We start from the raw sequence: 21,192 nt of genomic DNA on the forward strand, positions 1-21,192 counted from the left end.
CATTTTGTGCGTCAGACGATCACGAAGTTTCCGCAACTCGAACTGAAACAGCGGATCGCACATATTGCGAGCACGCTCGAAGATCATCTTGATTCAGACTTCCGAGTCGCGGCCAGGCAAATCACGACCGCGCTGCCACCGCCGTTGGATCCAACCAGAAATGACGATGATTTTGGAGACTACATCTTCGCCCCGCTCGGTGAATATGTGGTCCGGCACGGATTAACGAAGCCGCATTTGAAATTGTCGCTGCAAACGTTGAAGCAACTCACGATGCGGTTTTCGATGGAAGATGCCATTCGCTACTTCATCAATGAATTTCCTTATCCGACCTTTACTGAGCTGCACAAATGGTCAAAGGATAAAAATTACCATGTCCGCCGTCTGGTGAGCGAGGGGACTCGCCCACGACTGCCCTGGTCGGGGCGATTAAAGACCGACACGCGCCGCCCGCTTGAGCTACTTGGCACACTGCATGCCGACCCGACTCGTTACGTCACTCGGTCGATCGCGAATCACATGAACGACATCGCTAAGGCTGATCCGGCACTCGTCATCAAGACACTCAAACAGTGGCACAGGCTGAAAGAACAACGTCCGACAGAACTTCAATGGATGACGGCGCATTCGCTGCGAACGCTGGTCAAGCAGGGCGACGCGGCAGCTCTAAGAATGCTTGGTTATCGAGCACATCCGAAGGTCGCAGTCTCGCCTGTTCTGCTGTCGGCCAAATCAGTCAAGCCCGGTGAAACGCTGCAGTTTCAGTTTAACGTGACAGCCGAGCGCGACGAACGCTTGATGATCGACTACGCAATTGATTTCGTGAAGGCGAACGGAACGATGGCTGAAAAGGTGTTCAAGATTAAGCAGATCGAGCTCGCGAAAGGCGAATCGAAAACCATCACCAAGCGGCATCCGTTCCGAGCGAATGCGACGACCTTCACGCTTTATCCCGGTACTCACCGCATCACGCTGCAAATCAACGGCAAACGCTATTCTGCTGCGACGTTCGAGATGCAAGTCGATTGACTGCATTCACTCAAAAACAGAACGCAACGCGAATTTCACGCTGGTCGAAACGGAAGCGTGCCCAGCTTGTCGAAGCCGCTTGGAACACACCCTCTGGCTCAAAACCACGAGCAGCGTCCTGACCAGAGGCAGCCGCGGCGGTTATGTCACGTGCATTTCAGTCAGAACTTTCAGCGCTTGGGCCGTCACATCTTCCGCCGTTCCGTCCGTATCGACTGTTTTAGTAGCTGCCTGCGTCTGAGGACCTGGCTCTTCCCAGGTTGTTGCAGCCCGTTCGTAGGTAGACCAATCCGCGTCGGAGGCATCTCCGCGCCGCTGTTGCAGTCGCTTCCGGACAACTTCCGAGTTCGCTTCACAGAGCAGCATGCCGGAACGCACTCCCAACTGCGTTGCCGCGTTGAGAAAAGTATGACGGTCGGTTTCTGAGCGGAAGTTCGCATCCACGATGACTCGCCCTCCTTCGAACAGCAATTCCTCCGCGCGCCGGAGGCATTCCGCATACGTGCGACGATTCCACTCGTTGGTATAAATACCTTCGCCGAATTCAGCGGCGTCGTGCTGCACTTCTGCGACGCCAGCGAGTTCCTTGCGGACGACATCGGACCGAATGACTTGTAAATTGGCCTGATCGGCGAGCGATTCGGCTAATCTGGATTTTCCGGTGCCTGGCAGGCCTGCGATTAACAGCAGACACGGACGGTCAATCGGTGTCTCCAGTTCGCCGAGTGCAAGCAACCAGGAGCCTCGTGATTTTGACATCGCACGTTCGCGATCGGCGTCCGTCATTTCGTCGCGACTCAGCTTCATGCCTTCCACCTTCCCGCGAACCGTTGCGCGGTAGGCTGTGTAGAACGAAACGAGCTCTGCTCCTTCTTCGTCTCCCGACGCTGCCAGGTAAGACTCAAGGAACTCACGTCCCAGTTCTTTGCGGCCACGCAGGTTTAGCCCCATCACCAGAAAGGCGACGTCCGCAATAGGATCGGCGAAACGAAACCGTTCGGAAAATTCAATGCAGTCTACAACAACGATTTCGCCCGGCGGCTCGCGGTCAGGCAACAGGTAGACGTGATCCAGACGAAGATCACCATGCGTATCGCGCGGAACGCCACATTCGGCACGTAAGGAAATCAGCTGCCGATGTTGAGCCAACGCCTCCTCGGTCAATTTCTCAAGTCGCTCAAAGACAGATTCACTGACCGTCTTCCAAATCTGATCTTTCGACTGGCGAAAGTTCTCACGCGCATTCCCGGCCACGACATCGAAGCGACCAAACTCAGCGACAGACGGTCCGGAATCTGCCTTCGCATGGAAATCTGCAATTCTGCGTCCGAGGTTTCTCATCACATCGACGTCGACATCGCCGTGACGTAGCCGGTATTGCAGAGTGGCCTCATCCGGCAAACGCCGCATCTTCACCGCCCATTCCACCGTGTCGCCGTCCCCTTCGAAGCTCAGTTGCTCGCCACTTCGCGTGATCGGCACAACACCCAAATAGACATCGGGAGCCAGACGCCGGTTCAATCGCACTTCTTCGTCGCAATAGTGCCGGCGTTTTTCGAGTGTCGCGAAGTCAAGGAAACCGTAGTCGACAGCCTTCTTGACTTTGTACACGCAGTCACCGGCCAAAAAAACGACTGAGATATGCGTCTGACGGACCTCCACTTCCGAAACCGAATTCGGCCACGCAGCGGGATCCTTTAGTCCCGCGATTAGCTCAGTGAGCGTCAATTGGGCAGGTCCTGTGTGTCTCTCGTGCATAGCAGTGCGCAAACGAACTTCTGAAGTATTTAGGAAATGGACATGCCATTCCCGTCGATGCAGCCGCCCACTTGCGCATCTGCTTTGAATGAGACATAATAGAATAAAATCGTGTCTCAGTCGCACGTATCGCTGGCGACTCGGCCACAAGACTGGCGGACCGCGCGCCTTCGACACGCACCTCCCTGTAGGCGACAGTGCCTAGAGCTTGACTTCACCGACAAGCTCCCAGCAAATGTGAATCGTCTCTGCAATTGATTTGAGGGCCGGACAAAATGGGCACGTTGCGGCGAAGCATGTGCGGGTTCTGACAAAACACCTTTGCAGCCCTGTGCACAACCAATTGCGGCGCCCGGCAATGGAGCAATCGCATTCGGAGAATGCGCCCGGTTGCGAGACCTAAACTGACCAGGCATTTCGCAAATGGTAGAGCGACGATTCAGCCTTGCACAGAGTCAACCAAAACGGCTTCGTAGCCGACAGTGGGATGGTTGTAGACATCCGCAGGAAATCACGGGATGGGGCTCGGGCACTGGAACGTTGAGCCATCAGTTCCCGTGCCGCGAGAAACCAACATCGCTTCTTTGATGCTCAGATCGCTTACGCAAGCCTGTCTCGATTGGAAGTCAATTGGAAGTCAATCGCAAGATGGCAATTCGACACAAGGTCCCGAATTGCCCTCCGACGATTTCGCGGTCGCTACATTGCTCAACAGTCTTTTCAGACAGCGGTGGCTTCGAGAGTTGGCTCCGCTGGGCGGGGGGTTGTTGGGGTACGCATGCACTTCAGCAACGCCATGAAGCTGTATGGTTTACGGAAGCAGTGTGAAACCGGGACTCCGCTTAGTTCTGATAATCGCGGTGGAAGGTCATCGCCGGTCACGATGATCGTTGGCACTTCATTCAGCAACAAACTGAGCGACTGTATCGCTGCGGCGTCGCTTTCAAATAGTTCAAGATCGACGATAAGAAAACGAGGGTTGAACTCTCGAATTTTCATCGCACATTCGGCGTCATCCCCCGCCGTTTCGATGGACCACCCTTTGCGAGTGAAGTAGTCGCGATAGAGTTCTCGCAGTGATTCGTCCGCGTCCGCTAACAGAATGTCAATCTCCATGACGTCAGTCCCCTGATCGATCCACAGTGAAGTTCTGCCGACGATGGTGCCCGCTGTCAGAGTCCAGTCGCGCGCTCGTGCGAAGTAACGACGCGTCCGTGCATCGCCTGAAGACAGTGGCTGCTTTCAGCGTTGCTTTATTGGCATACGATATCTGGTCTACAGAAATACGCAATCTAAGAGCACCGAAGTTGCATGCCGGAAGTTCGACTACGCGCCAACAGGCTGTGGCAGAATGGGCAATTTACAGGAAGCATTGCCCGCTTGAAAAAAGCATCGTGAAGTCGTGCGGGTTAGAGGTCCAGGTTCGCCGCAGCGTGCGGGAGAGCACGGTTCCATGGCGTGACGTCTGTGCGACGCAGTTCGGTACTGCATTTGCATTGCTCATCGTTCGCGAAGGCTTTGGCCGAAACACGTACAACGCGAAAGGAGACAACCATGCCAGCACTTGTAAACATTGAGGGAATTGGCGAGCAGTATGCTGAGAAACTTGCCCAAGCGAAGATCGGCACAACGCAGACATTGCTTCGACGATGCGCGACACGACAGGGACGCCGTCAGATTTCTCGAGAATCAGGCGTGAGTGGAAGTAAGCTGCTGGCGTTTGTGAATCGAGCCGACCTGTTTCGCATCCGTGGCGTTGGCGAAGAATACTCAGACCTTCTGGAAGCCGCTGGCGTAGACACTGTGCCCGAGTTGGCTCAGCGCAAGGCGGAGCACCTCTACGCGAAAATGATTGAAGTCAATCAAAAGCGGAACCTGGTGAGGCACGTGCCGGGTGAAGCACGCGTACGGGACTGGATTCAGCAGGCGAAAAAACTGGATCGCGTGATCGAGTATTAGCGCCTTGTCGCGTGGTAACGTTCTCGAATGGCACCATCAAGTGCTTCGCTGAAGGCTGGTACGGTGTCTGACGCGAGATGTTGCGATTCCAAAATTCGCACTGAGCCCGCCAGGTCGTTGTCTCCGAAGACGTGGCCGATCCAACGTGAGAAGTCGTGACGTTGCAGGTGACCATAGATCACATGCGTGGCACAGTCGGCGATGCCGGTCACGAGATCACAAAGTGTCGCGGAAGTGCGGCCTGTGGGCGTACCGTTTTCTGAGAAAACAAACGCTTTCTGCGCATCCACCGCCTTGTCCAGATATTTGGTGCAATGCCGCACGTGTTGTGTCAGTCGAGGAGCAACTCGAAAACCGCGCAGTGCGCCCTTCGCTTCTGCTGTTGGTGGAAGAAGAGCGGCTTCGTCGACAGCAAGGTTTGCCAATGGTTCGTACCATCGTGCCGGATCTGTTGCGTCGCCGGAAAGAGCGGCAATGGCGTCGACTTCATTTTTTTCTGCCAACCGAGTCACCGCCACGATGTCCATCGCCTTCGATACTGAGGCGCTGAGTTCCGAAGGTCGCCACGTCACCAGCGTGTAAGCCGCCAGGTCAAGGTCCAGCAGCTTGTCGTCGTCGATGCCGTTAAGGAAGTAGTGACTTTCATCCAGCAGGATGCGGTGAGGATAGCCGCGTTCGCGACGAAACTTCGCGACCAGTGGCAAGTGAGTGTGGATGTAGTCAGCCTTCGTTTGGTGGTCCAGATGCGACAGATTCAATACAACGTTTAACCCCTGCTGAAGCAACAGCAACAGGTTTTCAGTCTCGGGCAGGAAATGGCCGCCGCCGAGTACGACCGTGTTCGGCAGAGCTCCCAGGCTTGCGTAATCGCCTTCCGGATCGAACACGTAGACGGTGTAGCCCTGGACGATCATTTGTTCCATCAGCAAGCCGGCCAGCCACGACTTGCCGCTTTGAGTATCGCCGGCAATCAGCACATTGCGACCTCGAATCACCATTTCAAAGGGAGGCTGCCCTTCGACGGCTTCCAGCACCACCTTGTGATGGCCCGAGTGTTCAAGCGGTAAACGCACCTGACTGGATACGTGTTTCAGGAACGCACCCACCGCTGCAGGTCCATTGCCAGCGACCACGTGATCGGCACACTGTTTTAGCTTTTCCGACCCCCATTGAACGGCAACCGCGTACTCACAACATCGCAACAGTTCATGGTCGTTCTCCGCGTCACCGATCCCCAACGCATTGTGACGCGATACCCCGAGTATTCCCAGCAGTTGCTGCAGGCCCGACGACTTGCTGATCGAAGCTGGCAACAGCATCATTCGCTGCCGGTTGAAGGAGATGGCGAGCGGCAATTCCTGCTCACGAATCAAAGACATCGCCACGGCCGAGAACCCGGCATCCATTTCGATCACGCAGCGCCCCACTTTGAAGTCGATTCCGCGTTCCGTGAGCGCCGTCACCAGCGACATCGGCGGCGATTGGCCAAGTTGCACGGTGTGACCACCCGCCAAAGAAATTACCGCCCCGTTTTCTGCGACAACGCCATCCACAAAATTCAGATCACCGGCGACGTCTCGTAGCTCAGAGAGAATCCGCCCGGTCACGATCACCACCAGCACGCCTTGCCGACGCGCCGTGTCGATCGCGTCGCGCACAACCGGATGTAACACGCCGTCCGTTGCGATGGTACCATCGTAATCAGTGGCAATAACTCGCAGTCGCATGGCGTGCTTTCCTGGTTATCAGATCACAAGGCGAAAACATGCGGTGCCAAACAAGCCGCGCCGCTTCCGCAAAGTTAGCGATCACTGTGTCCGCCGGGCACATTTCGAGCCACGGCGCGTGCGACTTAGCACAGTAGCGCAGCCCGGAAAATGTGTCACGATTCCATTCGCGACACAAACTTCATGCCGCATCGTCACGCGCCGTGTAGAAGGTTTGCGGCGCGAAACACTTTGACTCCCGGTATGCCGGCGCCATTGTGTCGCTAACAGCAACCCCTTATGGATACGGGTTTCGGCCGAAGCGAGCGTTCACCTGACGCAGCCGACTAATTGCCTGACTTTTTTCGTAAGGCGTCAGCTCCCGACCACCATACGACCGCACGGCTTTTGCCATCAATCGTGTGACTCGACGACATTCCCAGGGCCGCGATGAGTTGCGGCATGCCTGGCGCAGTTCAGAGGCGAACTGTCGGTCACACTGCCGTCGATTCTGACAGCAGCCGCTCAGGCAGGCGTCGTGCCGCGCGCAAGCCGGTCGAAAATCGGCTCCGTGCCACGTTTGCGGTATGAGGGCTCTGTCTGAACCCACAATCCAGTCAGGACCGCACGGGCACGCGGCGAGATCCGGTCGCTGAGCTTGTGCCGCAACGCAACACGAAAGCAATGCGGCGGTGAAAACACACTTCATTGGTCTACTCCTTTGGTTAAGTTGAAGAGAATTATTAGCACGCTGTGGGATTTCGATTATCGCAATTTTGATGCCAGTGGCCATGTGAGTTGAGTTCAGACGCCTTCAGAATCTTGCCAAAACTCTTTGGTGCTACCAGCCTTGGGAAGGCCCCCGGCGTTTCACTTGTTCCTCGTTCCACCCCCGGTCACACACACACATTGCTCCCGTTCCCGCAAAGGTAGCTGTCCATTTCCGCGTGGTGCGCAGCGTGAGGTGTGGTGTTCAGTTGGCGGGGACGAGTTTGGACAGTCGCGACTGACCGGGCGGCGCGGAGGTCAGGCCGACTTCAAGTTTCAGTCGATCAAACAGACTGAATCCATCCTGCTGCCACGTCATGACCTCGGCCACCACGGAACTGAGCGTTGGTGTTTTCAGATGGAGATTCAGCGATTCCAGGACGCTTGTAAGAATGCTGCGGCGACGGGCTCCCTTCGATGTTTTGCTCGTTCGACCTGTGCGACGGTCCATGGCCGCGCCGCGAAGACTGCGTTCCGCTTCGTTGTTCGTTGCTGGCGCGGCCGGGCTTGTCACAAAACAAAACAACTCCTCTTCCGTCATCAGCCGAATCAGTTCTGAGACCAGGTTGTCAAAATCCTTGCCGAAGTCGGCCGCCCGAACATCGGAATCCTCGGCGCAGTAACGCACCAGCAGAGCCGCCAGCGTGTTATCAAGTTCATCGACCTTCGCCGCACGACCGGCATCGCCAAGACGACCATCGGCGGCGTGGCGTTTGGCCGCGTAGAAAATTTCCAGCAGGCCGTCGAGCAGTCGCTGGTACTCTTCGTTGTCCGGCTTCAGCAGCGTCAGACGGATGGCCTTCCGCAGCAGGTGAGCCCAGCATTTCTGTGCGTGACTGAAACCTCGGTACACGGCCGCATCGTCCGAAACAAGCACGCCTCCAAACAATTCTTTCGACAGGATCTGAGCCAGTGTGTCGCCGTCTTTGCGGCATCCGAAGATCAGCACGCGCGCCTTCTCCGACAAAAAAGCCCACACGCTGTTGATACTCCAACTGGTTTCGTCTGCATGCACAATCGCACTGAACGCCATCAGGTCACACAGAGATTCGAATTCCTGTTCCCAACGCCGTGCCAGTTGATTCAACAGAGCGTCCGCCTGGGATTTGCCGAGCGGCAGATTCCAGAAGAATTCAATCAATGCACACGTCTTGTCGATCGACAGTCCCGTGATGGTCACAATGCGAGCCAGCGCGATATGAACTTCAATGCCGAATTCGGACCGCGGCCACACGCCCGGAATTTCGGATTTCTCGCCGTTGGGGCCGTGATAGATTTCATAGACGACCTGCACGGCTTGGCCGTTGATCACTCTCCAGACGAAACGTTCCCGAACGAAACGGCACTCTGCGACGTTGTAACCTTCCGGCAGAATGAGTTCGCGTCGTTCGGCGTTGTCCGCTTTCTGCTCGGTTGTGCGACGACCGCGACGCGCCGAGGATTGTTTTTTGCGACCTTTTCGGCGGCCCGTTTCAGCGCGGCGTCTCTCTTCCGCCGTCACCGAAAACGCCTCGTCGAGTCGCTCTGTGGGGTTCTTACCTTCGAGCTCTTCAATCCGATCACGCAGCCGCCGGTTCTCGTCCCGCAGCTCCGCAACCTCACGCTGCAGGCTAAGCACAAGCTGCTTCACTTCCACAGCGATGATCTGACTGACATCCGTGTCCATCCACCTGTCGTATCAAAATCTAACCGACAGAAAAAGACCAGTCTCCAAGCTGAAATGGACAGCTACCGTCCGTGTTGGCTGGCGTCACCCGAGCCGCCGTGGCTGCGGCTGTTTCTCCCCCGGAAAATGTGGACGACGACAAACAGGCTGCGGAAGCTGCTCGCCGCCGTGAATTTGCACTTCGCTTGCTGCAGCAACAGCTGAGTGCAGTGTTGATTCAACATGCCGACAACCGCATCTCAGACGCAGACTTGCGCCAGATCCTGGCCGAATGGATCCTCACACCAGACTTCGATGCCGTGCGAGCACCGGAATCTTTGGCCGACCTTCCTGAAGCCGAACGGGATCGTTGGCAGAAATTCTGGAACGGCGTTCAATCTTTGTTCGACGAGCAATAATCGGCTGCCATCGAATTCACTAAAACAAACAGCGGCGACGCAAAGCGATTCGTGGCAGAATCCGATGGCGCAGCCCCACGGCTGGAAAGCGGTTTTGGCACCACACGACGGCGGGTGAAAATTCGCAGGTTGAATTATGACCTGTTGGCAGTGCACAATACAGCTCTGCCCACCCGACTCGCTCCTCATCTGATCAACCAAATGCTCGCAATTGTCTTTCGAATTCTTACCGTCATCGCCCTGGCAAATTTCTTTCGTTGCGCTTCAGCCGATGAATTAACGGCCGCTCAACACACTTTTGTGCAGACGAAAGTGTTACCGCTGCTGGAAGCTCGCTGCTTTGAGTGCCACAAAGCGGGCAAAGAACCCAAAGGTGGGCTGGTGCTTAGCGGCCGCAAGGCGATGCTGGCAGGCGGGGAAAGCGGTCCGGCAATCGTGCCCGGAAAACCGGACGAGAGTCTGCTGATGGAAGCGATCCGCTACGAGAGCTTCGAAATGCCGCCTCGGTCACGCATGCCGAAAGAAGAAGTGGCCATCCTGGAAAAGTGGATCGCAGACGGAGCCCCCTGGCCAGCGGAGCTTGATACCGATCCGGTCGCGACAGCCAGGGAGCAGTTCCCGCTGCAGGAACGTCGTGACAGTCATTGGGCATGGCAACCGATTCGAAATCCTTCCCCGCCGCCGGTTCAAACAAGCGGCTGGACGAAGGACTCGCTGGATGCCTTTATTCTGGCAAAGCTGGAAGCAGAAGGGCTTACCCCGGCGGCCGACGCGGATCGCTACACACTCATTCGGCGACTGTACTTTGACCTTATCGGCCTGCCGCCAACAATCGAGCAGGTACAGACCTTCGTTAACAACCCGGCGGACGACGACACCGCTCTGGCTGCTGTTGTCGACGAGCTTCTGCAGTCCCGGCACTTCGGCGAACGTTGGGGGCGGCACTGGCTGGACCTTGTTCGTTACGCCGAAACGCTGGGCCATGAATTCGATTACCCACTACACAATGCGTGGCGATATCGCGACTATGTGATTCGAGCGTTCAATGAGGACGTGCCGTATGACCAGTTTGTCCGTGAACACATTGCCGGAGACTTGCTGCCCGAACCGCGACTTCACCAAACGGAACTCTACAACGAATCGGTCATCGCGACCGGCTTTTGGTTTCTGGGCGAAGACAAGCATGCACCAGTCGATGTGCGAGCCGAAGAAGCGGCAAAAATTGACAATCAGATCGACGTTTTTTCAAAAACGTTTCTGGGCATGACAGTGGCGTGCGCTCGCTGCCACGATCACAAATTTGATGCAATTTCGACCGTCGACTATTACGCTCTGGCCGGGTTTCTGCAAAGTTCCCGACGTCAGACGGCATGGCTCGATCCTGGCAAAAAGATCGAAGCGGCGGTAAATGAACTTTCCAAACTCCGGCGTGATGCCATCGACATCGTTCACAACGACATTGCCGGGGCGTTGTCGACTGACCAGTTCAGCACTCTGGCCCAAACCGCGATTCAGGTTGCTCAGTCGCCGCAGAAAGACGGCGAAGACGCGTCGCCGGCTGACGCTCTGGCCGAAAGCAACAACTGCGATAAGCATCAGCTGAACAACTGGGTAGCTGCGCTGCAGCTCAAGTCTCAGGCAGGCATCGAGCAGCCGCTGTCACTGCCCGCGTTTCTTGCACAGGCCAAAGGTAATGCTAACGGAGCCGTGAAGGTTCGGAAGTGGTCGAAGAAAGTTCTTTCGAAGGCACCGGTTTCCGACACGACGCTGTTTCAGGATCTGCGGGACGGCTTACCCGAGGGCTGGTTTGCACTCGGACCAGCCTTCAAAGGTGATCCGTCGCACAAGCATAGCGGACTGAGCTGGCAGAAGGACGGCGCCTACTTCCAACGCAACGGCGGGGTGAGTTCCTCGACGTTGTCCCCTGAGTTACGAGGGACGTTGGCCAGCCCCACCTTCGAATTGACTCATCCGGAAATTCTGGTTCGTGTCGCCGGCGAAGGTACGCGACTGCGACTGGTGATTGATGGTTACGTCATGAACGAATTCAGTGAGCTGCTGTTCAAAGGCGCCAAACAGGCGATCGATACGGACGGAGAATATCGCTGGATTCGATTGGCCGGGGACGTCCATCGGCATCAGGGGCATCGAGCTCATTTGGAGTTTCTGGACGAGGGCGACGGATGGTTTGCTGTACAGGAAATCCGGTTCGTCAATACGCCGGGTGCTGCACCGCCACGTGAGACCCCACTGCCGATGAATCAGATGCTGGCGAAACATTTGGCATCGCTTGAGAAAGTCGATGTGAAGACGGCCATCAATGAATGGACCAAGCTGCTTAATGACGACCGAATGCTGCTGGCGGAAACAGCCGTCAATCACAGGCTGTTGCCAAAAGAACAATATGCGGCATTGAACGAATCTCTTGCGGCGTGGTCAAAGCTCGCTTCGGGCCTGCCGAAGCCGATCCCCGCATTAGCAATGACCGATGGCACGGGCGAAGACGAACAAGTGTTCATTCGTGGCAACCCCCGCAACCTCGGTGAAGTGGCGCCTCGAATGCTGCTGACGGCGCTGCGTGACAACGACCGATCGTTGAACGCATCTGGCAGCGGTCGACTGCAGCTGGCCGAAGATCTGCTGGCAGAAGACAATCCGCTGCCTGCGCGAGTTGCCGTCAACCGAATCTGGCATCATCTGCTTGGTCGAGGCATCGTGGAGACCACCGATAACTTTGGTGTGCTGGGAAAAACGCCGTCGCACCCGGAGTTGCTCGATCACCTCGCGACCCGTTTTCGTAACGAAGGCTGGTCCGTGAAAAAGATGATCCGATCGATTGCGTTGTCTCGCACCTATCGCCTGTCAACCGGTGCAAGTGCTGCGGCACGAGACAAGGATCCGACGAATCAGCTTTGGCATTCGGCGGCCATCAAACGGTTACAGGGCGAAGCCGTGCGAGACGCGATTCTGGCCGTTACCGGGGGCCTGGACGAAACGATCTACGGACCATCAGTGCCCGTGCATCTCACAAAGTTTATGCAGGGGCGAGGCCGTCCCAAGACCGATGGGCCGGTGGACGGCAACGGTCGTCGCAGCATTTACATTTTAGTGAACCGGAACTTCCTGTCCCCGTTTATGCAGGCGTTCGATGTCCCCGCACCAGTCACCACCATCGGTAAACGCACGGTGTCCAACGTCCCGGCTCAGGCGCTGATTATGCTGAACAATGAATTCGTAAATCAGCAGGCTGAATTATGGGCAAAGCAGTTATTGAAGAACGAACCATCATCAGCCGAAGCCGCCATTTCAACAGCGTGGTTTCAACTGCTGAGCCGTCCGCCGAAAGCTGACGAACTGCGGCCACTGATGGAGTATTATCAGGCGGCTGGGACAGAAGGCGATTCAATCGCGATCGGCCCGATGACCGAAATTTGCCATGTATTATTGAATACGAAGGAATTCATGTTCCTGCGGTGACAATTAAAACTGATCTGCCGACAGCAAGCTTCCGTCATTGCGGCTGCCCAGTTTTTGCAGGATGTCGAATGAAATCTGGTTGCCGATCGCTTTGACCGATCCATCCGCCAACAGGAAGTTGCAGACCTGTGGATGAAAAGAAACAAAGCCGCGAGCTGGGTTCTCGGTGTCGACGCTTCCGGGCGGAACAACCGTGCCGCCTCGTGGATTTGGGTACACGTGGCTTGTTTGTGTGCCCGTGTTTCGCAACGTGCTGTAGTCACCCGTCAGGAATCCTGTTTCGTCAGGCAGAGCCGTTTTTTCCCCAACAAGAATCGTAGTGGCCGCCCCGTCAGGAATGTCGTACAGAGATTCGCTACTGTTAAGGTACAGTAGTCCGTCGTTGTTGCTGTCGATGGGAACCGACTGGCTGGCGTGGCATCCCGCGTAATTCGAATACCCGGAAACAGCTCCCCACCAGGATGGACACACTAAAGTGCTGACAACCGCAAAATCACGCTGAAGCGGTTCCACCTCGGCCGCGCCGCCGCCCGATTCGTAGGACTCAGTACTGCCGCCTTCGTAGCCACCGACGTCACCATCGCCGTCAGACACCACAAAGCTGAGTTCCGGTCGCTGAAAATCGATGCGGCGATACATGTTGCCATGCCCTAGTTGCGGCAGTATCTGAGCAATCCAGCTCATGCGATAGCCGTAGTCCACCGGCGGTGGCACAATCGGGTTGCCTTCGTCATCGTATTCGACCGGAGGCTGCGGAATGTTTTCCTCACTGATGTAGCCGGTCAGTGATGGACCGCCTTCCATAACAGGACCGAACGGATTGACACAACCGGGCGGCAGTACGCTATGAGCATCGTGATAGTTGTGCAGTGCCACGCCGATCTGCAGAAGATTGTTCGTGCATTGAGTGCGCCGCGCCTGTTCGCGGGCGTTTTGAATCGCAGGCAGCAGCAGCGCAATCAGGGTCGAAATAACGGCAATAACGACCAGCATTTCCAGCAGGGTGAAGCCGCAGTGCTTTTGGGGGCTGGGCCTCATCAGAACTCTCCCATCATGTGTCCATCTTCGCGGTTGCCCAGGTTGCTAAGCGTGCCAGGATCAATATTCTCACTGATAAATCGCACAGAGCCATCCGCTAGACAAGACTGAGCTCCCCCGGTGTGAAGACTACTGAAACCGCCCGTGGCCAGCTGTGGCGGAAGTCGTACAGTTTCGTCGCCCTCGTCAATCGAAGCACTGTTCGCGAACGTTTGCCGTGTGAAAGTATTGCCTGGTGTGCCCGCATATCCATTGATGGCATTGCCCGAGTTGCGTAACGTCGAAGACGTACCGGACATCCAGCCCAGATCGACCGACGGCACATCGATTGACGAACGTTCTCCAACCATGATCGTGTTGCTCAACCCGTCGCGGATTTGCTTGTCGCGAATGCTGCTGTTCAAAAACAGTAGACCGCCATTGTCGACATCAATTGGGACATCATCGCCTCCCGTGCAGCCCATATAGTTGGCCACGAACGCGCTGGGCAGCACCGTCGGTGTATCACTCGGACAAATCAACGCTGAAATCCTGGTATTGCGGGCGACGGCGTTATTGGGATGGTAAGCACCGACGGAGAAATCCATCGTTTGAAACAACGACTGCTGCTCAATCGCCCCCAGCAGCTGCACGATCCAGCTCATCTTGTAACCGATTTCATTAACACTATTGACCGGGCCTGCCACATCCACACAGCCAGGCGGCAGCATTCCGTGCGACATCTGGTAATTGTGCATCGCGATCCCGAACTGCATCAAATTGTTCTTGCACTGAGTCCGCCGAGCCGCCTCGCGCGCCTGCTGAATGGCGGGCAAGAGTAATGCGATCAGGATTGAGATGATGGTAATCACCACCAGAAGCTCAATCAGAGTGAAGCCACGTTTCATGCTCAAAATTCCTTCAACAATTGCATGTCTTCACGATTTCCGAGATTGCTGAACAGCTCTGGATCGACGCTCTGACTGATAAACCGAGTCGCGCCGTCGGCCATGATAAACTGAGCTCCGCCTGCATGTTGGCTGCTAAAACCGCCGGTGGCCGTGTCACTGGGCGGACTGGCGGGTTCCGGCTTTTCTGAACTCACGCCCGCGAAATAGTTGGCGACGTCCCAGCCCGCGTTAATGCCGACTCCCGTGTTCCGCAGCGTCGCTGATGTTCCCGAGACCCAGCCGAGATCCTTGGTTTCGCGAGGGTTCACTTTTTCGCCAATCATAATTGTGTTGCTCGCCCCGTCACGAATGGATCGAAAACTGACACTGCTGTTGCGAAACATTAAGCCGTTATTGGCATCGTCGATCGCTACGTTGTCGCCGCCGAAGCTGCCGGCATAGCTACTGGCGACGACTGCACCAACGCCGTCAACGTTGTAGCGGAAGTCGTAGTCGGAAGGACACGCAAATGCGCCAAGGGTGAGGTCCCGAATCTGCTGGTTCACATCGCTGTAGGCCCCGCCGTCGAAGTCGACCATTCGAAACACGTTCGAGTGATCCATCATCGGCAACTGCTGCACAATCCAGCTCATGTGATAGCCCTGAGGAATGTTGCGAATCGGACCAGTTAGCTCCACCGTTCCCGGCGGCAGCATTTCGAACGACATGTCGTAGTTGTGAATTGCCAGTCCCAGTTGGCAGAGATTGTTCTTGCACTGAGTCCGCCGAGCCGCCTCGCGGGCGTTCTGCACGGCAGGCAGCATTAACGAAATCAGGATCGCGATGATGGCAATGACGACAAGAAGTTCAATCAGCGTAAAGCCGCGCGACACTTTGTTCGGGCTGCGATTCACCACGGAGTGGCTCAAGCACTTCGCAGTTGGTGCAAACCGTCGACTGGCGCAATCACTTAGGTCAGCCTCTCCGAGACTGACACCGCCACGAAGTCGTTGCTGTTCGACTCTCGGAGAGACTCGTCGACGTGGAAATGGCGATTCCGCCGCGTCAGCTTCTCCGGGGCCAATCGCTGTGTCACACACCGGGTTCTGTTGGTGACGGCTGTTTCTGACTTGATGGCTACGTTTCTGAACTGTCATTTCACTAGCCTTGCGGTGCGAGTCACCTTGAATGGAATTTCCTGATCAGTCGGATATTGGGCGGTGGCAGTCGTCATGCCATCACTAATTGAGATCTTCACAACGGCCGATTTTGTTTGGTTGAATACGCCGTCCGCGATCTGCCACGTTTCGCCGGTGTACTCGGTGTCGGCGGCAACCATGCGTTGAGCTCTTTCCAGCCCGGCGACGGCGAGGAGCCTGGTTTGGCGGTGTTCCAGTTCGCGCTGCATCTGCCTGCGGTCGGTAACGGCTCGGCGCACAAATTCTGCCACCAGTCCGGACATCAGTATCAGCACGACCAACACCATCACTGTCACGATCGCGCGCCGAGGGTGTGCAGCATCGCGTGCTTGGAGGGCTCGAAGGATTTTCATGATGCGCCTCCTTCCGACTGGCGGCACAGCACGTGGATCTCCACGCGCCTTCGCGAAGTTTCGGTCGGCGGCGAAGTTTCGTCCGGTTTTTCGGCGTCCGACTTCCGCACGCGCGGGGCTTCCGACAATAAAAGTACAACTCGGCCGGTTGCAACATCTGGTTGAAAGTTTAACTGTGTTCCCGCGCGGAACACGAAGCGGTCGGATGCCGAACGGTCTGGCCCGTCGAAGGTTTCTCGGGTGATGATATTCCTTTCGATCACCCAGCGAATGTCCTCGCCGAATTCGCTGGCCAGCGCGAGTGAAGCTTGCTCCGTTTCGCGAATCTGACATTCATCAGCGTCTTGCCGCAACGTGGCATCCAGTCGCAGTAATGTCTTCAGATGACGCGATTCCAAAGCGTCGACGCGATCAGCCTTCAAAATTGCGTGAATGCACAGTCCGGCGGTGGTCAGCAACACGCTCGAAAGCGCGAGGTACATCATGTAGTAGTGGAACAGTGTCCCGCGTCGTCTGCTCTGCACGGACACGACAAGTAACGGTCGATGTTTCATTCGGCAGTCTCCTGCCGGTCGACCCACACGACGAGAGACCGAACCACGTCAGGCTTCGCTTCGGCCGAAGGTCGAGTGATCGTCAAGCGGACGGGAGTTTGTGTTGTGTCCGACGTCGCATCTGCTGCAACGTCTTCGGCTGTGAACTGCGTTTCGATGTAGCGGTCGGTGAACCACGACGAAAGCTGAAGATCGGCCGGTGTTTTTGTCTGCTTCAACATCGCCGCCTGGTTTTCCAGTTCGATCAGAGTGTACGTTTCAAATCGTGTGGCCTTGCGTTGTCCATGAACAGCATGAATTCCGGGCACCAACACGGCCGCCACAACCGACAGCAACACCGTGCAGACGACCATCTCAACCATCAACGAACCGGCACGGCGTTTAGTGATAAGACTACGACAGATCATTAATCAGCTTTATCAAGGGGACAAACAAAGCGACAACGACGTAACCCACCACCAATCCGATGGCCAACACGATGCCAGGTTGAACCAGCCCAACAATGCGCTGTAGCCAGGTTCCGCGACGTCGCTCAAGACTCCGAGCCAAATGCTGCAGGCCCCATTCCAAATGCTTTGACTTAGCCGCTGAGGCAAGAAACGCGGCTTCACGCGGCTTCAGGAACCCGTTGTTCTGCATGGAATCCCAGCAATCATAACCAGCACTCATGCGTAGCCGCACGGCGCTCAGTTTTTCCGCCGCTCGGCCCGGCGTGAGTTCCTTCAGAATCGCGTGGATGCCGTCGTTCAACGTGGTCCCGGCAGTGACGGAAATGCTTAGCATCCGCAAAATCAATGGCGTCCAGTACCGGGGAAAATGTTCCGAATACAGCACACGGCCTCGCGACACCCAGGCGGTGTTGGTTTTCCACAACTGCCAGACAGGTAATGCCAGAAACGTGACCAGCGGCAGCATCAGCAGAAACCAATACGTTTCCAGATAGTCAGACATCCCAATCAAGTTCATAGTCTCCGCGGGCAGTTCGATGCCGAAGTCGTCAAAGATCCTTTCTAACTTCGGAACGATCTTGATCATCAGGTATGACAGAATTGCCGATGCAATTATGCAGATCCCCAAAACCCAAGCCGCCGTGGCCGACAACGAAGAATGCACCGGGCTTGTGTTGGCAGGACTGTTCATCAACCGGTGAGCTTCCTCGGCCAACACCTGTTTGAGTGTTCCGGTTTCTTCGCCCACGCGAATGGCGACAACTGTTGGATCCGGCAACAGCCCGTCCATGGTCGACAACGCTTCGGAAAGGGTCCGGCCTTGTTCCAGCAATAAACGAAGTTGCAGGATCCGGTTACTCCACGGCGCCCTGGATTCCATGGCCAGCGCCTGCAGGTTGTGGATCAACGACGTTGCATCATCCAACCCCGTCGCCAATACCATCAGCAGCCCCGACTGCCGGATCGGTTCCGGCCGGTTCATCAGGTACAGCACGCCTTGTAAGTATCCGCCGGTCACAGTGATGGAGTTTTCCTTTGCTTAGTTATTCAATCAAGACAAGTTTTTTACCTCTCCCACGCGAAGCGTAGGGGAGGTCGGACAAGCGCAGCGATGTCCGGGAGGGGTGGTTTATGACAAATCATTCAACAACTTAATCAACGGAAGAAACATGGCCACGACGGCGAACACAACGAAAGTGCCGGCCATGAGGACCGTGAAGAACTGTAGAAACACGGCTAGCAGACGACCGTGACCAACTGAGGCCGCGTCCATCATCTCAGACAAACTTTGGAATGTATCCGCGATCGCTGCTTTCCGTTCGGGCGTGTGCGATTCGCCGCTCGTTGTGGACAGCATCGCGATGGGCAGGCCGGATAACTGATGCATTGGCAGGACCTGGCCACTGTTTGATTCCAGTTGCTCTGCCTGCATGAAGCCCTGTTCCTGAACTCCTTCAAAGCCACTGCCTGCGGTGGCCGTCTTTAAGGCATCTGAATAGGGGCAGTCGTTGCGAATCATCGAAGACAGAATTCGAGCCACTCGCGCTTGCATGCGCCAACGAAACGTCAGGCCAAGACAAGGAATTTTCGAAAGCGGTTCCGCCGCCCATTCGGAAGAAAGTGTGACCGCGATCAATACGAGTACGCCGACCACAGTGACACAGGCAAGAACCAGCCCCGTCGTTCCGAAGATGTTGACCATGTCTGACAATCGAACAAGAGCTTGCGTCATCAACGGCAGATCCATCCCGAAGTCGTCGAAGATCTTTTTCAACGGTTTGAACACATACAGCAACATGGTCTGCGAAAGCAGCAGCACGCCGCTAAGCAAAATCAGCGGACCGAGCATACTGAAAACAAACTGATACGAATTCAGCCGACTGCCCTGCAATGTCGGGACAAGATCGGCCGCCACTCGTCCTTTGTTGTCATCGTTCAGACCGGACTTCATCACCGACTGAAGTTCCGACGGCATCGCCCTGCGCAAGCCGTAGGGAATGCTTTCCCCCGCCTCCAGCCGGTCCGCCAGCTTGTGCAACAACTGTCTCGGTCGAGTGCGGTACAACCGGATCATCCCGCACCAAATTAGCGGCACGATCGCGAAGGCAAATACGGCAGTGGCGAGCGCAAGCTGTGAAAACCAACCGGCAAAAAACCAACCGCCACCAGTGAACACGAAAAGCATCAGTGCGACAACCTGCAGCCACGGAGCGACTCCTAACATCGGATGCGTCAGCGGTTCTGCCGCGATGGCTCGCACAGCCGCATGAGGCGGCAGTCCCGTCAGAATCGCTTCTCGCAACTGTTCACCGATTCGCAACTGATACAGTCGTGGCAGCGTATCTTTGTTCGCCGCAACCAACGCATTCAATGTCAGTTCGGAAGCACTCACCAGCGTCTGTCCGCGCGCGGCCAGGAACTGTACCAAAGCGGATTCACTTTCCGCTTCTGTGGTCCCGTGGATTGGGATTCCCAATCGGTCTACGGCTTCGTATCGAAAACGCGGCATGGTTGTTGTGAAAGCTTTTCTTCGTGTTGAAAGACGCAACGCAAGCCCCCTCCCGGACATTGCTTCGTTCGTCCGACCTCCCCCTTGCGCTACGCTTGGGGGGAGGTGCAAATTGTTTTTCAGTTCAGGAGTTAAAAGGTAATTCGTAATAGAGTTCCACCACTGGCCAGAAAACAGTGATGGCGTACAGCACCACGCTTCCTCCACCCAGAATGATAAACATGGCGATCGGCACCACGTTCCTCAACCACAGCACGCTGATGTGCAAACGTCGGCGGTAATAGCCGAACACGCTGCGCAACCGCAGCTTCAATTGTTCTTCGTTGTTTGCGGCGTGCTGGAGGCAAACCTGCAGCAGTGGTGGCAGTGTGCCGGAGGTCCATGATCCGCGTTTAGGCATCGTGGGCAGATTGCCGTTCTCAACCTGAACGGCTGCCGACTGACACGCGGCATCGAGTCTCGCATCTCCAGAACTTGCTCCGGCCAGTCGCAGAGATTGCGTCAACGGAATCTGACGATCAATCAACAGCGACAGCATTCGCGACAGATGATAGAACCGCAGGTCGCGAATCATGCCGTTCACGCCCGGTAGCAAAAACAACAACCGTTCCGGCCCGCGAAACGCCATCGAAGCGGCTCGCCCGGAAATCACCCAGACCGCTGCGAACGCAAGTCCAAGCACTGGAACAATCAGCGGCCACCACCAGTATTGATGATCAATGTCCAGACACCACCGCAACCACACGGCACCATGCATGTCGTGATCCTGAAACAGGTCTCGCACAGTTACCAGAAAATGGCGAACGTAAACGAAGAACAACAGTAGCGCGACAGCGATCACTGTCAGCGGGTACGACAGTGATTGCAATATTCGACGGCGAAGGTCCACCAGGTCGTCGGCCATGTCGCCCAACATTTCGATTGTCTGCCCAAGTTCCCCGCTTTGGACGCCTGCCGCCACCGCCGCCGCCAGCATACGAGGTGCTCCGGACTTGTTTTCGCGAATCGCGTCGTCCAGTGGCTTACCTTCGGCCAGACTTTGAGAAATCGATTGTGTCAGTTGTTCGAGCTGCCGACCATGACCGCTGGCAGCGTCTGCCAGGTGCGACTCCAGCGGCAGACCCGCGTTCACTAATGCTCGAACCTCATGGCTAAGGTTGCTGATGTCTTCGAGCGTTGCGGGCATGGGCGGGTTGGAATGACTTATTGGGACGACGACAGGAAACTGTTTAGTGGGGCGGGATATTTCACCTCTTCCGCCGTGGCGCTGACGAGGTCGGAGACGCGAAGCGATGTGTGGGAGGTGGCCGCACGCATGATTCGTTTTCTGAGTGCAAGTTACCTTCCGCGTACTCGGTCCTCCCCCGAACTTGCTTCGCTCGTTCGACCCCTCCCGCGAATAGTCGCGGGAGGGGTATCTGTTGTGGCGAACTGTATTCGGAGATGTGTTTCATCACTCT

At 56.1% G+C, this 21,192-nt stretch carries 17 protein-coding genes; 4 read left to right on the forward strand and 13 right to left on the reverse strand.

Annotated features, from left to right (window positions below; genetic code table 11):
- Positions 1-6: 6 nt before the first annotated feature.
- Entirely contained in the window at positions 7-1,029 is a 1,023-nt protein-coding gene (locus tag Fuma_RS06770; protein ID WP_218922400.1) for a hypothetical protein, read from the forward strand.
- Between the two features lie 141 nt (positions 1,030-1,170).
- Here Fuma_RS06770 and Fuma_RS06775 read toward each other — a convergent pair whose 3' ends face one another.
- Positions 1,171-2,757: a bifunctional aminoglycoside phosphotransferase/ATP-binding protein gene (locus Fuma_RS06775; protein ID WP_077023459.1), complete on the reverse strand. Its 1,587-nt coding sequence runs from the start codon at positions 2,755-2,757 to the stop codon at positions 1,171-1,173.
- 750 nt (positions 2,758-3,507) lie between these two features.
- Positions 3,508-3,903, reverse strand: a complete 396-nt coding sequence (locus Fuma_RS06780; RefSeq protein ID WP_077023460.1) for a response regulator — start codon at positions 3,901-3,903, stop codon at positions 3,508-3,510.
- A gap of 438 nt (positions 3,904-4,341) precedes the next feature.
- On the opposite strand from Fuma_RS06780, the gene Fuma_RS06785 reads away from it, so the two are divergent.
- Entirely contained in the window at positions 4,342-4,746 is a 405-nt protein-coding gene (locus Fuma_RS06785) for a DUF4332 domain-containing protein (RefSeq protein ID WP_077023461.1), read from the forward strand.
- Here Fuma_RS06785 and Fuma_RS06790 read toward each other — a convergent pair.
- Positions 4,743-6,473 (reverse strand): HAD family hydrolase, encoded by a 1,731-nt coding sequence (locus Fuma_RS06790; RefSeq protein ID WP_077023462.1) that lies wholly within the window; start codon positions 6,471-6,473, stop codon positions 4,743-4,745. The two genes, Fuma_RS06785 and Fuma_RS06790, sit on opposite strands and share 4 nt — an antisense overlap.
- A gap of 952 nt (positions 6,474-7,425) precedes the next feature.
- Positions 7,426-8,886, reverse strand: a complete 1,461-nt coding sequence (locus Fuma_RS06800) for an IS66 family transposase (protein ID WP_077022387.1) — start codon at positions 8,884-8,886, stop codon at positions 7,426-7,428.
- 71 nt (positions 8,887-8,957) lie between these two features.
- Here Fuma_RS06800 and Fuma_RS06805 point away from each other — a divergent pair, with 71 nt between their 5' ends.
- Entirely contained in the window at positions 8,958-9,284 is a 327-nt protein-coding gene (locus Fuma_RS06805) for a hypothetical protein (protein WP_077023464.1), read from the forward strand.
- A gap of 201 nt (positions 9,285-9,485) precedes the next feature.
- Positions 9,486-12,761 carry a PSD1 and planctomycete cytochrome C domain-containing protein gene (locus Fuma_RS34585; protein WP_145944019.1) on the forward strand — a complete coding sequence of 1,092 codons (3,276 nt, stop codon included), beginning with the start codon at positions 9,486-9,488 and terminating at the stop codon, positions 12,759-12,761.
- Positions 12,762-12,764: 3 nt separating this feature from the next.
- Here the strand turns inward: Fuma_RS34585 and Fuma_RS06815 are convergent, their stop codons facing one another.
- The 9 genes from Fuma_RS06815 to Fuma_RS06855 all read right to left on the reverse strand — a co-directional run bounded on the left by Fuma_RS06815 (position 12,765) and on the right by Fuma_RS06855 (position 20,918).
- Positions 12,765-13,799 (reverse strand): DUF1559 domain-containing protein, encoded by a 1,035-nt coding sequence (locus Fuma_RS06815; RefSeq protein WP_077023465.1) that lies wholly within the window; start codon positions 13,797-13,799, stop codon positions 12,765-12,767.
- The gene (locus Fuma_RS06820; protein WP_077023466.1) at positions 13,799-14,686 is read right to left on the reverse strand and encodes a DUF1559 domain-containing protein; all 888 of its coding nucleotides are present in this window, start codon (positions 14,684-14,686) and stop codon (positions 13,799-13,801) included. The genes Fuma_RS06815 and Fuma_RS06820 overlap by 1 nt, the downstream gene beginning before the upstream one ends.
- Positions 14,687-14,688: 2 nt before the next feature.
- A complete protein-coding gene (locus tag Fuma_RS06825; protein ID WP_083731863.1) occupies positions 14,689-15,825 on the reverse strand; it encodes a DUF1559 family PulG-like putative transporter in 1,137 nt (378 codons plus the stop codon).
- The gene (locus tag Fuma_RS06830) at positions 15,822-16,220 is read right to left on the reverse strand and encodes a hypothetical protein (RefSeq protein ID WP_077023467.1); all 399 of its coding nucleotides are present in this window, start codon (positions 16,218-16,220) and stop codon (positions 15,822-15,824) included. Before Fuma_RS06830 ends, Fuma_RS06825 begins: the two co-directional genes overlap by 4 nt.
- Positions 16,217-16,774: a hypothetical protein gene (locus Fuma_RS06835; protein WP_077023468.1), complete on the reverse strand. Its 558-nt coding sequence runs from the start codon at positions 16,772-16,774 to the stop codon at positions 16,217-16,219. Before Fuma_RS06835 ends, Fuma_RS06830 begins: the two co-directional genes overlap by 4 nt.
- Entirely contained in the window at positions 16,771-17,181 is a 411-nt protein-coding gene (locus Fuma_RS06840) for a hypothetical protein (protein ID WP_077023469.1), read from the reverse strand. Before Fuma_RS06840 ends, Fuma_RS06835 begins: the two co-directional genes overlap by 4 nt.
- Entirely contained in the window at positions 17,168-18,241 is a 1,074-nt protein-coding gene (locus tag Fuma_RS06845) for a type II secretion system F family protein (protein ID WP_077023470.1), read from the reverse strand. Before Fuma_RS06845 ends, Fuma_RS06840 begins: the two co-directional genes overlap by 14 nt.
- 111 nt (positions 18,242-18,352) lie before the next feature.
- Positions 18,353-19,732 (reverse strand): type II secretion system F family protein, encoded by a 1,380-nt coding sequence (locus Fuma_RS06850; RefSeq protein WP_077023471.1) that lies wholly within the window; start codon positions 19,730-19,732, stop codon positions 18,353-18,355.
- 124 nt (positions 19,733-19,856) lie between these two features.
- Positions 19,857-20,918, reverse strand: a complete 1,062-nt coding sequence (locus Fuma_RS06855; RefSeq protein ID WP_077023472.1) for a type II secretion system F family protein — start codon at positions 20,916-20,918, stop codon at positions 19,857-19,859.
- Positions 20,919-21,192: the final 274 nt, after the last annotated feature.

This window comes from Fuerstiella marisgermanici (genome assembly GCF_001983935.1).
In the GTDB taxonomy this organism is placed as follows: Bacteria; Planctomycetota; Planctomycetia; order Planctomycetales; family Planctomycetaceae; genus Fuerstiella; species Fuerstiella marisgermanici.

What these genes read in the sequence shown, in the direction of transcription:
- Fuma_RS06780 (WP_077023460.1), bottom strand. Translation starts at nt 3,903, where the DNA reads ATGGAGATTGACATTCTGTTAGCGGACGCGGACGAATCACTGCGAGAA.
- Fuma_RS06785 (WP_077023461.1), top strand. Translation starts at nt 4,342, where the DNA reads ATGCCAGCACTTGTAAACATTGAGGGAATTGGCGAGCAGTATGCTGAG.
- Fuma_RS06790 (WP_077023462.1), bottom strand. Translation starts at nt 6,473, where the DNA reads ATGCGACTGCGAGTTATTGCCACTGATTACGATGGTACCATCGCAACG.
- Fuma_RS06800 (WP_077022387.1), bottom strand. Translation starts at nt 8,886, where the DNA reads ATGGACACGGATGTCAGTCAGATCATCGCTGTGGAAGTGAAGCAGCTT.
- Fuma_RS34585 (WP_145944019.1), top strand. Translation starts at nt 9,486, where the DNA reads ATGCTCGCAATTGTCTTTCGAATTCTTACCGTCATCGCCCTGGCAAAT.
- Fuma_RS06815 (WP_077023465.1), bottom strand. Translation starts at nt 13,799, where the DNA reads ATGAGGCCCAGCCCCCAAAAGCACTGCGGCTTCACCCTGCTGGAAATG.
- Fuma_RS06820 (WP_077023466.1), bottom strand. Translation starts at nt 14,686, where the DNA reads ATGAAACGTGGCTTCACTCTGATTGAGCTTCTGGTGGTGATTACCATC.
- Fuma_RS06825 (WP_083731863.1), bottom strand. Translation starts at nt 15,825, where the DNA reads ATGACAGTTCAGAAACGTAGCCATCAAGTCAGAAACAGCCGTCACCAA.
- Fuma_RS06830 (WP_077023467.1), bottom strand. Translation starts at nt 16,220, where the DNA reads ATGAAAATCCTTCGAGCCCTCCAAGCACGCGATGCTGCACACCCTCGG.
- Fuma_RS06835 (WP_077023468.1), bottom strand. Translation starts at nt 16,774, where the DNA reads ATGAAACATCGACCGTTACTTGTCGTGTCCGTGCAGAGCAGACGACGC.
- Fuma_RS06840 (WP_077023469.1), bottom strand. Translation starts at nt 17,181, where the DNA reads ATGATCTGTCGTAGTCTTATCACTAAACGCCGTGCCGGTTCGTTGATG.
- Fuma_RS06850 (WP_077023471.1), bottom strand. Translation starts at nt 19,732, where the DNA reads ATGCCGCGTTTTCGATACGAAGCCGTAGACCGATTGGGAATCCCAATC.
- Fuma_RS06855 (WP_077023472.1), bottom strand. Translation starts at nt 20,918, where the DNA reads ATGCCCGCAACGCTCGAAGACATCAGCAACCTTAGCCATGAGGTTCGA.